The 11,946-nt window shown below is 68.7% G+C and carries 9 protein-coding genes and 1 pseudogene; 7 read left to right on the forward strand and 3 right to left on the reverse strand.

The window, feature by feature from the left end; translation table 11 throughout:
* Together AC1D0A_RS07875 and lipB are read right to left on the reverse strand one after the other, a co-directional pair.
* Positions 1 to 145 (reverse strand): annotated as a pseudogene (locus AC1D0A_RS07875) (lipoyl synthase); the annotation flags it as partial.
* A complete protein-coding gene (gene lipB / locus AC1D0A_RS07880; protein ID WP_476945515.1) occupies positions 142 to 810 on the reverse strand; it encodes a lipoyl(octanoyl) transferase LipB in 669 nt (222 codons plus the stop codon). The pseudogene AC1D0A_RS07875 and the gene lipB, both read right to left, overlap by 4 nt.
* A gap of 107 nt (positions 811 to 917) precedes the next feature.
* Here lipB and AC1D0A_RS07885 point away from each other — a divergent pair, with 107 nt between their 5' ends.
* The 6 genes from AC1D0A_RS07885 (at position 918) to AC1D0A_RS07910 (ending at position 7,340) form a co-directional block, all read left to right on the forward strand.
* A complete protein-coding gene (locus tag AC1D0A_RS07885) occupies positions 918 to 2,543 on the forward strand; it encodes a serine/threonine protein kinase (protein ID WP_476945516.1) in 1,626 nt (541 codons plus the stop codon).
* A gap of 79 nt (positions 2,544 to 2,622) precedes the next feature.
* Positions 2,623 to 2,988, forward strand: a complete 366-nt coding sequence (locus AC1D0A_RS07890; protein WP_476945517.1) for an amino acid permease — start codon at positions 2,623 to 2,625, stop codon at positions 2,986 to 2,988.
* Between the two features lie 16 nt (positions 2,989 to 3,004).
* A complete protein-coding gene (locus AC1D0A_RS07895; protein WP_476945518.1) occupies positions 3,005 to 3,910 on the forward strand; it encodes an APC family permease in 906 nt (301 codons plus the stop codon).
* Between the two features lie 194 nt (positions 3,911 to 4,104).
* Positions 4,105 to 5,547 carry a glutamate/gamma-aminobutyrate antiporter GadC gene (gadC, locus tag AC1D0A_RS07900; protein ID WP_476945519.1) on the forward strand — a complete coding sequence of 481 codons (1,443 nt, stop codon included), beginning with the start codon at positions 4,105 to 4,107 and terminating at the stop codon, positions 5,545 to 5,547.
* Entirely contained in the window at positions 5,544 to 5,990 is a 447-nt protein-coding gene (locus AC1D0A_RS07905; protein WP_476945520.1) for a hypothetical protein, read from the forward strand. The genes gadC and AC1D0A_RS07905 overlap by 4 nt, the downstream gene beginning before the upstream one ends.
* A gap of 3 nt (positions 5,991 to 5,993) precedes the next feature.
* On the forward strand, positions 5,994 to 7,340 hold the full coding sequence (locus AC1D0A_RS07910) for a M20/M25/M40 family metallo-hydrolase (protein ID WP_476945521.1): 1,347 nt from the start codon (positions 5,994 to 5,996) through the stop codon (positions 7,338 to 7,340).
* Positions 7,341 to 7,349: 9 nt separating this feature from the next.
* On the opposite strand, the gene AC1D0A_RS07915 is transcribed toward AC1D0A_RS07910, so the two are convergent.
* On the reverse strand, positions 7,350 to 8,243 hold the full coding sequence (locus AC1D0A_RS07915; RefSeq protein WP_476945522.1) for a TIGR01777 family oxidoreductase: 894 nt from the start codon (positions 8,241 to 8,243) through the stop codon (positions 7,350 to 7,352).
* A 74-nt stretch (positions 8,244 to 8,317) separates the two neighbouring features.
* Between AC1D0A_RS07915 and AC1D0A_RS07920 the strand changes: the two genes are divergently transcribed.
* Positions 8,318 to 11,911, forward strand: a complete 3,594-nt coding sequence (locus AC1D0A_RS07920) for a S41 family peptidase (protein WP_476945523.1) — start codon at positions 8,318 to 8,320, stop codon at positions 11,909 to 11,911.
* Positions 11,912 to 11,946 lie beyond the last annotated feature (35 nt).

An 11,946-nucleotide genomic window follows, 5' to 3' on the forward strand; every position in this document is an offset into this window, starting at 1 on the left:
CCTTCTTGACGAGGTTTTTGAGCTGGACGAACTCCGGGCCCATCTGGACCTTGGCCTTGATCCATTCCGGCTTCCGTTCCACCGGTGTGGCCGCGTTTCGCTGCTCAATGCGCAGCATCTTCCGGCCTTCTGGTGCCAGTGTCACAGTAGAGCTCCTTCTGGGGTTGCAACTAGGGCTTGTTCATTCTTGCGCAGTTCTTCGATGATCCGCGACACGAGGTCCGCCGGGGTGACGTCCCTGCCAAGTTCCTGGGTGATAGTGGTGACTCCGGCGTCGCTGATCCCGCAGGCGATGATCTGACCGTAGGGGGCGAGATCGTTGTTGCAGTTGATCGCGAAGCCGTGCATGGTGACGCCTTCGTTGACGCGGATGCCGATGGCCGCGATCTTGCGGTCCGGACCCTTTTCGTCCTGTTCGATCCAGACGCCCGCGCGGCCCTTGATCCGGACGGCGGCGATGCCGTAGTCCGCCAGGACGGCGATGATGACCGCTTCCAGCCGCTCCACGTAGTCGCGGATGCCAGCCTTGTTCTTCAGTTTGATGATGGGGTAGCCAATGAGCTGGCCGGGGCCGTGCCACGTCAGCTTGCCGCCGCGGTCCACGGCCACAACGGGAGTTCCGTCGAAGGGCCGTTCATGGTCTTCGGTGCGCTTGCCTGCGGTGTAAACCGCGGCGTGTTCGAGCAGCAGTACAGTGCTGGGCGCGGTGCCTGCGAGGACCTTTTCATGCAATTCGCGCTGGATGTCCCATCCGCGCGTGTAATCGACGAAGTCCGGGGCGAGACCCAGCTGTTTGAACTCAAGAGTCATGGCATCAAGCTTAGACCCCGCCGCACCCACCTCCCGTTTGTGTGCTTAAGCTCTCATGCCTGTGGATAACTTCTGCACGATTCCGCGCAATCGACTATTCCTTGGGTATGGAAGATCTCCCGCCGGCCGCCGGTGAGGCCCCCCAGGTTCCCGGTTACGACGTCGGACGCCTCCTGGGGCGCGGCGGCAGCGCCACGGTCTGGCTGGTCACCGAACAGTCAACGGGCCGCGAGTTCGCCCTCAAATGCTTCGATGCCGACCGCGCCGCACCGGAAGAATCCGAGGCCGAGGACGTCATGCGGCGCGAAGTCCGGATCCTCTCCGCCCTGGCACACAGCCACCTGCTTCGCGTGCACGCCGTGGTGCGCCTGCCGGTTCACGACTCTGGCGGCAGCGGCCTCGGGCTTGCGCTGGACTACGCACCCGGCGGCTCGCTTGCGGCGCTCGTGGGAAGCCGGGGACGTCTGGGTCCCGGCGAAACGGTGACGGTCCTGACTCCTATCGCGCAGGCGCTGGCATACCTTCACGGCCAAGGCTTCACCCACGGTGATGTGGCCCCCGGCAACGTGCTTTTCACGGCCGAGGGCAAACCGCTGCTGGCCGATCTCGGCGTCGCGCGCATGATGGCCGACGCCGCTCCGGTCGCGGAAGAGGGCACAGCAGGTTTCCAAGATCCCGCCCCCTCGGACGCTGTGCGGGCCGGGCTGCAGCCCGAACGCGACATTTACTCCCTGGCAGCCTTGGGCTGGTATTGCCTCACCGGACGGGCCCCTGAGCCAGGGGCGCATCGTCCACCGCTGAGCCTTCTGGTCCCGGAGGTGCCGGCAGCGTTGGTGGCCGCCCTCGAAGCGGGGTTGAGCGGTGAGCGCCGGGAGCGTCCCCCGGCGGCGGAGTTTGCCGCTATGGTCTACCGCAGCGCCCGGGCGGAGCCCGTCGATCTGTCGGTCTCCGTGCACCCCACGGTCATCCCCCAACTGCTCACACGCAAGGCCGTGCAGTCCGGCCCGGGCCGGCGTCCAGGCGCTGTCCGGAAAGCCGGACTCCACCGCGGATTCCGAAGGTCCCCCGCGCGGCGGGCGCTGCTTCCCGCTCTCGCCGCTGCAGCCCTGGTGGCCGGCATCTGGCTGCTGGCCGGTGGCGGCCCGGCCCCCGACGCCGTCGCCGGGCTGTTTCCGGGGTTCGGCCCGGGCGAGAGCGTGCCGGTGCAGGCAGGAGTTGCCGCGGGTCAGGAGAGGCCGGCGGCACCGTCGGAGGGTCCGGCGGGCGTCTCGCCGCCCTCCACGGCCGACGGCGGGGCCACCGTAGTCCTTCCCGACCTGGAGGCGCTGCTGGCCTCGCCGGATCCGGCGGAGGCCGTCCGCGGTCTCGCCCGGCTTCGCTCGCTCGCGCTCAGCTCCGGGGACTTCGGCCTGCTCGATGACGTCAACGCCCCGGGGTCGGCAGCCGCCGCTGCCGACGCGCGGATCCGAACGCAGCTCAGCGCCTCCGGCCATGTCCTGGCCGGCTTCTCGACCTCCCTGACCCGGATTGAGGCCACCGCGGACAGCAGCCCCGCCCGGGCCGTGGTGGCCATCACCACCGCGCCGTCCGCGTACCGGGAGCTCGATGGGAACGGCGCCATAGTGGCTGAGGTTCCCGCCGCCTCCGCGCAGCAGCTTCACCTCGTCCTGGTGCCCGTCGATGGGCGTTGGCAGATTCAGGACGTTCTACCCCCGGGGCCCGAAGCGGGCTAGGGTTCCGCCGTCGGGGGACCGGTGGTAGCCTCCCTGCGAGACGGCTGCTTGCGAGTGCCTGACGCCGGAGAGGGACGCCATGTCGACCACGGTTCCGAAGAAGCAGATGACCGTCATCCAAGCAGCGTTCATCGGGGTGGGTTCCATGGTGGGCGCGGGAATCTTCGCGCTGCTGGGCGCAGCCGGCGCCGTCGCCGGCTCGGCCGTGTGGGTGTCCTTTCTCATCGCCGGCGCCATCGCCGGCCTTCAGGGGTACTCGTTTGCCAAGCTCGGCGCCACGTACCCGTCAGGCGGAGGCATGCTCGCCTACCTGGCCCGGGGGTTCGGGGAGGGGCACGTTACCGGGATCGTTTCGTGGTTGTTCTATGTGACCGGCGCGATCGTGGGGGCCATGGTGGCGTCGTCATTCGGGGGGGTATGCCAGCGCGGTCCTGACCGGTCGTGACCCAACCTGGGCCAAGGTGTTCGCTGTCGCCCTCATCGTGCTCATGACCTTCCTGAACGCTGTCGGTTCCACGGCGGTGGCCAAAGTCCAGTCGCTGATCGTGAAGGCGGTGCTGGCCATCCTGTCCGTGTTCGCAATTGTCACAATCGCGAACTGGAACCCCGCTCTCCTGGATCCGGCCGGCTACCCGGGCGTTCGCGAGATCATCGCGAGTGTGGCGTTGACGTTTTTCGCCTTCCTCGGGTTCGGCGTCATCACCTTCACCGCGAAGGATCTGCCTGCCCCGTCCCGTCAACTGCCCCGCGCCATGTACCTGGCGCTGGCGATCGCCACGACGGTGTACGTCGCGGTTTCCCTGGGCGTCTTCGGAACCTTGACCGCCGACCAGGTCGTCGCCTACGGCGCCACAGCGCTGGCCGAGGCCGCCAAGCCGACGCTGGGCCAGTTCGGATACGTGCTGATGGTGGTCACCGCCCTGCTCTCCACCGCCGGGGCGGTGAACGCCACCCTCTACCCCTCCGTGGGGATGACCCGGCACCTGGCCTCAGTGGGCCAGTTCCCGCCGGTGTTCGGCCGATCCGTGGGTCGCCGGCAAGTACCGGTCGGACTGCTGGTCATGGCCGGCCTCGCGGCCGTGATGGTGCTGCTGTTCAACCTGAACAGCATTGCCTCCCTCGGAAGTGCGGTGGCACTGCTCATTTTCTCCGCCGTCACCCTGGCCCACTTCAAGGTGTACCGGGAGACCGGCGCCCTGCTTTTCATGCTCATCATCGCCCTGATCGCGACCATGGGCACGTTCCTGGTGTTCTGCACCACCACGCTCGTCAACGAACCCGCAACCGCCGCCGCGCTGGTGGTCATCCTTGCCCTAGCGCTGATCACCGATTTGCTGTGGAAGCGCACCCGAAGCCGCGCAAATTAGCACTCCGGCGATCTGACGTATAGGGGAGTTGGGGACTGTTCCCCGCTAATTCCTAGGTCCATGCTGTAGGCACCGAGCACTTTGTGTGATAAGGGGGCAGTGGGCATGTTCAAGCCGACGACTACTCGCCCCAGGCGGTTTAGCTCCGCCTGGCCCGTGGCGCAGACCACGGGGCACTTGAGGGTGTGGCTCACGTGAGCGAACAGGCAGTGACCCGGCCGAAGGCACCACCGGCCGTGTGGATCTCGTGGGTGGCCCTGGCACTGATGACCACGAGTTCGGTGGCCAGTCTCCGTGCTGCCCCGACCATGGCCGTCTACGGCCTCGCTTCAGTCTTCCTCTACATCGTTCCCGCGATCGTCTTCCTCCTGCCCACGTCCCTCGTGTCAGCTGAACTGGCGTCCGGCTGGAAGGGTGGCGTCTACAACTGGGTATCGTCCGGAATCTCCAAACCCATGGGCTTCCTGGCGGTGTGGTGCCAGTTCGCGATGACGATTTTCTACTATCCGACCCTGCTGGGATTCGTCGCGAGCACCCTCGCCTACGTCTTCAACCCGGCGCTGGCCAGCAGCGGCGTGTGGACGGCCTTGGTGATCGTGGTGTTCTACTGGGCCGGCGTGTATGTCTCATCCCGCGGCACGAAGGGCGTGGCAGGCCTGGCCAGCGGTGGCCTGATCATCGGCACCCTGATCCCGGGTGCCTTGCTCGTCATCCTGGGTGTGGTCTTCCTGGGCCAGGGCAACCCGTCCGCCGCTCCGATGACCGCGGCAAACTTCTTGCCCGAATGGGCCGGGCTGGCCAGCCTGGTGCTGATCGTGAACAACTTCCTGTCCTACAGCGGCATGGAGATGAACGCGGTGCACGTGTCTTCCCTGAAGGACCCGCCCAAGGAATACCCGAAGTCGATGTTCCTGGCCATGGGACTCGTACTGCTGATCTTCATCCTGCCGGCGCTCGCGATCAGCTGGATCGTCCCGGCCGATGAACTCTCCCTCACGGCGGGTGTCATGCAGGCCTTCGACGCGGTGCTGTCGTCCTTTAACCTGCAAGGCCTCACTCCGATCCTCGGCATCATGCTGGTTGCTGCCTCCCTCGGCGGCATGCTGACGTGGCTGGCCGGTCCGTCCAAAGGCCTGCTGCTGATCTCGCGTGAGGAAGGCTACCTCCCGCCGTTCCTGCAAAAGCTGAACAAGAACGGCATCCAGCAGAACCTCCTGGTGGTCCAGGGGCTCGTCACTACCGTGATCGCGCTCGGCTACGCGCTCATCCCGGATGTCTCCAGCGCGTACTGGATTTTCTCGGTAATCACCACGCAGGTCTACTTGATCATGTACCTGCTGATGTTCGTGGCCGCGGTCCGGCTCCGCCGTAACGACCCGGAGCACCCGCGTGGCTACCGGGCGCCGATGCTGATCGGGCTGTGCGGCGTCGGCTTCGCAGCCTCCCTGGCCGCGCTGCTTGTCGGGTTCGTTCCGCCGTCGCAGTTCGGCGACGGCGATCCGCTCGTTTATTTCCTGATCGTGGGCGGCGGCGCACTGGGGCTCGGGCTGCTCGTGCCGTTCCTCTTCTACAGGTTCCGCAAGCCTTCCTGGAGGCTGCCCGACCAACAGACGCAGACGGAGGTCCCGAAGTCATGAGCACGCATCAGGAGTCCTCGACCAAGCGCAGCCGCTCGGTCGTTTACATCGTTGCCATGGTCCTGCTCGTGGTGTTCGCCGTCGTCGCACTGCTGAACTTCAGAACGGCGAGGGAGACCCAGCAATCCCTGGCGAAGGCCGACCAGCTGATCGCTGAGATTGAATCCGCCGGCGGGACGGCACCCTCGCGCGAGCAGATAGCCCGGGTGCTCGGTGACGACGGCGGCGCGGTTTGCGCGAACCCGAACGACGCGCTGAGCCGGGCCACCTTCTTGAGCCAGCTGGCGAACGGGGCAACCGGGCCCGGATACAGGCCGGTGATCGCGAACGCCCGGATCGCCGTCGGCGAGCTCGCGATTATCAAGGTCTATTGCCCGGACCAGCTCGCTGAGTTCCAGGAGTTCATCGACGACCTCAAGACGTCCACCACCGGTGGTGCGTGAGCCGTGGACCTGCGCGCCCGCATCACCGATCTGATGGGTCCGGCACGGGAAGAACTCGCCGAGTTCGTGGCCATCCGGTCGGTGGCGGATGCGCGGCAGTTTCCCGTCGAAGAGTGTGCCAAGGCTGCCCAGTGGGTGCTGGACAAGTTCGCCGGACTCGGATTTTCGGATGTGCACCTCGAACGGACCCCGGATGGCTCCGACGCGGTGGTGGGCTCCAGGCCCGGACCCGACCCGGACGCGCCCACCGTGCTCCTCTACGCGCACTACGACGTCCAGCCACCCCTCGATGACTCGGCATGGCGGACCCCGCCCTTCGAGCTCACTGAAGTGGACGGCCGCTGGTACGGCCGGGGCGCCGCCGATTGCAAGGGCAACATCCTCGCCCACCTGCTCGCCCTGAGGGCGCTCGGCAACGACGTACCGGTGAACCTGTTGCTGGTGGTCGAAGGGTCGGAGGAACAGGGCACCGGCGGGCTCGAGGCGTTCGTCGCCGGTCACCCGGACCTGCTCCGTGCCGACACCATCCTGGTCTGCGACACCGGCAACGCCGCCGTGGGCCACCCCGCAGCGACCGTGACCCTGCGCGGGATGGTCAATGTCGTGGTGACAGTGGAGGCGATGGCGTCAGAGCTCCACTCCGGCATGTTTGGCGGTGCGGCCCCCGACGCGCTCGCCGCACTGATCTCCATGCTGGCATCACTGCGGGACCGGCAAGGCAACACGACGGTCACGGGATTGGACAACGCCCAGACCTGGACCGGCGCCCCCTATCCGCCAGAGCAGTTCCGCACCGACGCCGGCGTCCTGGAGGGAGTGTCCTTGCTGGGGGACGGCACCGTGTCTGACATGCTCTGGGCACGGCCCGCGGTCACCGTGCTCGGCATCGACTGCCCGGCAGTGACCGGCTCGACGGCGGCGATCGTGCCGCGGGCCGCGGCACGCCTGAACCTGCGCGTCCCGCCGGGCATGGCGGCCGCCGACGCCCACACGGCGTTGGTCAGCCACCTCAAGGCCGCCGCGCCCTGGGATGTCCACGTCACGGTGGACCTCGAGGCGATTGGGGCACCATTCCAGGCGGCAGTTGGCGGCCCGGCCTTTGAAGCCATGAGCGCCGCGATGTCCCAGGCCTACGGCACGCCCATGACAACCCTGGGGCAAGGGGGATCGATACCGCTCTGCAACGTCTTCGCCGACACCTACCCGGGCGCCGAGATCATCCTGCTCGGCGTCGAGGAGCCACTCGCCCTGATCCATGCACCGAACGAGAGCGTCGATCCGCGCGAGATCAGGGCCCTGGCCGAGACCCTGGCCCTCTTCCTCCAGAGGTACCCGACGCTGCACGGCTAATAGCGGCAGCTAGCCGCGCCCCGCCACCCAGGCGGCGGCCCCGGCGAGGGACGGGTGCTGCCAGGCGAAGCTGTTTTCCGCCAGGACGGCCGGCTCTAGCCGCTGGCTCGCGAGCAGCAGCTCTTCGGCGAGATCGCCCATCACCAGCCGCAGCACCGGGGCGGGTACCCGCAGCGCCGCCGGCCGGTGCAGCGCCCTGGCCAGTTGCGTGATCAGGGAATTCACATCTGCGACTTCGGGGGCGCAGACGTTGACCGGCCCGGAGACGGGCGCCGAGAGAAGGAAGGAAAAGGCGGCGGCCACATCCGGCAGCGTGATCCACGGCCAGAACTGCCGGCCATCGCCGAGCGGGCCGCCGACGCCCAGGCGCAGCAGCGGCAACAGCCGGCCCAGTGCGCCGCCGGAACGGCTCAGGACGACGCCGGTGCGGGGCGTGACCACCCGGACTCCGGCAGGCGCCTCATGCGCCGCGGCCTCCCAGTCGACGCAGATCCCGGACAGGGTGCCGGTGCCGGCCGGCGCGTTCTCGCGCAGCACCGCCGTACCGGCGTTGCCGTAGTAACCGGAGGCCGACTGGCTCAGGAACACGGCGGGCGGCGCGTCGGTGCGCGCCATGGCGGCCGCGAGGGTCCGGGTAGCCCCCAGCCGGGAGGCGCGGAGCTCGTTGACCCGCGCCTTGGTCCAGGGCCGGTCGCCGATCCCGGCGCCGGAGAGGTTGACCACCGCGTCCGCGCCCTTCAGCGCCGTGTCGTCGATCCGGCCGGCGGCCGGGTCCCACTGGAACTCGGCTGGGGACGCAGGGGCACGCCTGACCAGGGCGACGACGTCGTGCCCCTCGCTGCGCAGTGCACCCGAAAGGGCAGTTCCGATCAGCCCGGAGGCCCCGGCAATAAGGATTCGCATGATCCATCTCACCATGCCCGGCACGGCCGCGAAACCTCCCGGGCCGTAAGGACCGTTGTGGCTATGATCGAACGATGACCCCCTCGAGTTACTTCCGTTTCCCGCATCTGCACGGCGATCTGGTCACCTTTGTGGCCGAGGACGACGTCTGGATTGCACCCGTGGGCGGGGGCCGCGCCTGGCGCGTATCCTCCCTGCAACTGCCGGCCCGCAACCCCCGCTTCACCCCCGACGGCAAGCGTCTGGTCTGGACCGTCGTCCAAGGGACTGCCCCGGAAGTCGTCACGGCAAACGTCGACGGCGGCGGCTACAGCCAGTTGAGCTACTTCGGCCACCCTTCCACCCGGGTCAAGGGCTTTACCCCGGACGGCGACGTCCTGGTCACCAGCGCGTTCCGCCAGTCCGACAGCCGTCACACCCACGCCTACAGCCTCCCCGTGACCGGCGGCTGGGCGCAGGAACTCCCGTTCGGCCCGGTCGAGTCCGTGGCCTATGGCCCCGTCGTCGGCGACGAACGCCCTGTGGTGCTCGCCAGCGTCCTCTCGCGTGAGCCGGCCTGGTGGAAGCGCTACCGCGGCGGCGCCACCGGCAAGCTGTGGATCGACGCCGACGGAAACGGTGAATTCGTCCGGCTCGCTGCCGCGCTGGACGGAAACCTCACCGACCCCCTGTGGGTCAAGGGACGGATCGCGTTCCTGTCCGACCACGAGGGCTACGGAAACCTCTATTCCGTCCTGCCCAACGGCAGCGATCTGCGCCGCCACACGGACCACGAGGACTTCTATGTCCGCCACGCCGCCACCGACGGCGAACGCGTGATCTTCGAATCGGCCGGTGAGCTCTGGCTGCTGCCCAGCCTCGACGCCGAGGCCGTCAAGCTCGACATTGTGCTCGGTTCCGCCTCGCAGGCGCGCCGGCCCGCCCCGCTGAAGCCCTCGAAGCACCTTGGCGACGTCGTACCGGACCGCACGGGCGCGTCCAGTGCCGTCGAATCCCACGGAACCGTCCACTGGCTGCGGCACAAGGACGGCCCTTCCCGCGTCCTTGAGGCCACCCCGGGCGTACGGGCACGGCTGCCGCGGCCCTTCGGCGAGGGCCGGATCGCCTATGTCGCCGACCACGACGGCGTCGAGGCACTGTACCTGAAAGCCATTGCGGCGCCCCTGGCCGGAGCGGCTGCGGCAGCATCGAAGGCCCCGCAGCCGGCCGTGCAGTCCGCTGCCGAGTCAACGGCCCAGCCGGCAGCTTCCGCCGGGGACGCCGGCATGCGGTTGCCGAAGCCGGTGTCCGCAGCCGCGCTGACCGGCGCAGGATCAATCCCCGCCGCTGCAGGCGGTTCCGTGTCCGGCCCGGTCACAGCGATCCCGGCCCCGGCTGCCGCAGACGCAGCCGGCTCGATCTCCGGCTCCGAGCCCGACCGTGCCGGTGCCGCCGTGGAGGCCGCGCCCGCCTCCGATGAACTGACGCGGATCGACTTCCCCAAGCCCAGCCGGGCCAGCGCCATCGAAGCCAGCCCGGACGGGCGCTGGCTCGCCGTCGGCACGGCCTTCGGTGACATCTACCTTGCCGACACCCGCGCGGGCACGATATCCCAGCTGAGCAGCATCGGCGAGGGCAGCATTGAGGGATTCACATGGTCCCCGGACTCCGCGTGGCTCGGCTGGTCCGAGCCGGTCACGTCCTTCGGGTCCCGCAGCCGGCTCCGGATCACCCGGATCGACGGCGGCACTGGAGCTGCGATCATTGACGTCACCGACGGCCGGTTCCGCGACGAGTCGCCGTCGTTCACCCCGGATGGCAAATACCTCGCCTTCCTCTCCAACCGCAGTTTCGACCCGGTTTACGACGGGCACTCCTTCGATCTGTCCTTCCCGAGCCCGATCAAGCCGTACCTCGTCGCCCTCGCCGCCGACACCCCGTCGCCCTTCGGCCCGAGCGTCGACCTTCACTTCGACGCCGATGCCGACGCCGAGGCAGGTGCCGCCGGAACAGCGGGTGCTGCGTCCGGGCCGCAGCCGGCGGCCGAACCCGTGCCGTCCGTGCGGGTCGACGCCGAGGGTCTGGCCCACCGCGTCATCGGGGTCCCGGTACCGCAAGGCAACTACGCCGGACTCACCGCCGTCGCCGGCGCCCTGCTCTGGCTGGACAGCGAGCTCGCCGGCACCACCGGTGAGGGCCGGGCCAGCCTTGAGGACAAGGGCGCGGCGCCGAGCCTGGTCCGTTACGACCTGGCCAAGCGCCGCACCGCCACGATCGTTGAGGCCCTGGACAGCTACCGGCTCTCCGGCGACGGCGAAAAGATCGTGTTCATCCAGGACAAGCAGATCCGCGTGGCGCCGGCCGCCGCCAAGGCCGATGAGGACTCCGACCAGCTGGTCAAGGTGGACCTTGGCCGCATCCGGGTGCAGCTGGACCCACTTAGTGTGTGGGGCCAGGCCTTTGACGAGGCATGGCGGCTCCAGCGCGACTTCTTCTGGACCGAGGACATGGCCGGCCAGGACTGGGAGTCCGTCCACGCCCGCTACCGCCCGGTGGTGGAACGCCTCGGCTCCCATGACGACCTGGTGGACCTGCTGTGGGAGCTGCACGGCGAGCTCGGCACCTCCCACGCCTACGTCCGGCCCATGGCCGCTGTCGAGAACGGCAGCAGCCCGCAGGGCCGCCTCGGCGCGGACCTGGGGTTCACCGGCGAGGGGTGGGAAATCACCCGCATCCTCGCGGGGGAGTCCTCGGACCCGCTGGCCACTTCGCCGCTGACCCGTCCCGGCGCCGACGCGAAGCGGGGCGACATCCTGCTGGCGATCGACGGCGTCGAACTGACCCAAACGCGGACCCCGGCGATGCAGCTTGTCGGSGCGGCCGGCCGCGCCGTGGAACTTACCCTGCGCAATGGCGCCGGCCATGGTGCGGCCGCGGGCGCCCAGCGCCGCGTGGCCGTGGTCCCGGTCAAGGACGAGGAGCGCCTGCGCTACCAGGAATGGGTCTCCGGCAACCGGCGAACTGTCCGGGAAGCCTCGAACGGGACGTTCGGCTACCTGCACATCCCGGACATGATGGCCAACGGCTGGGCACAACTCCACCGCGACCTCGACACCGAAACGGCCCTGGACGGACTGATCGTCGATGTCCGGCGCAACCGTGGCGGCCACACCTCCCAGCTCGTGGCCGAACTCATCGGGCGCAAGGTCACCGGCTGGAGCATGCCGCGCGGGGAAAAGCCGCGGACGTACCCGCACCACGCTCCCCGCGGACCGGTCATCATTCTCACCGATGAGTTCGCCGGCTCCGATGGCGACATCATCACGCAGGTCTCCAAGCTGCGGGGGATCGGGCCCGTCATTGGCACCCGCACCTGGGGCGGCGTCGTCGGGATCGACAACCGCTTCGCGCTGGCCGACGGCACCGGCGTCACCCAGCCGCGCTACGCCACCTGGTTCGCCGGTGGCGTTGGCTGGGGCGTGGAAAACTTCGGCGTCACCCCTGACATCGAGGTGACCTTCCCGCCGCACGCCTACGCCGCCGGAACCGACCCGCAACTGGAATACGGCATCGGGGCGCTGAAGGAAATGATCCAGGAACTGCCCACGGACCGTCCGCCGCTGCGCGAGGGTTACCGCCGGGTCCGGCCCGCACCGCTGCCTGCGCGCCAGCAGGCCGGCCAGGCCTAGGCGCTCCCGGGCGCGGCCCCCACAGACGGTCCGCG

The organism is Arthrobacter sp. P1_D4, assembly GCF_056406115.1.

Excerpts from the sequence above, each read along its gene's own strand:
- AC1D0A_RS07905 (WP_476945520.1), top strand. The coding sequence starts at position 5,544 with ATGAGCACGCATCAGGAGTCCTCGACCAAGCGCAGCCGCTCGGTCGTT.
- AC1D0A_RS07885 (WP_476945516.1), top strand. The coding sequence starts at position 918 with ATGGAAGATCTCCCGCCGGCCGCCGGTGAGGCCCCCCAGGTTCCCGGT.
- lipB (WP_476945515.1), bottom strand. The coding sequence starts at position 810 with ATGACTCTTGAGTTCAAACAGCTGGGTCTCGCCCCGGACTTCGTCGAT.
- AC1D0A_RS07915 (WP_476945522.1), bottom strand. The coding sequence starts at position 8,243 with ATGCGAATCCTTATTGCCGGGGCCTCCGGGCTGATCGGAACTGCCCTT.
- AC1D0A_RS07890 (WP_476945517.1), top strand. The coding sequence starts at position 2,623 with ATGTCGACCACGGTTCCGAAGAAGCAGATGACCGTCATCCAAGCAGCG.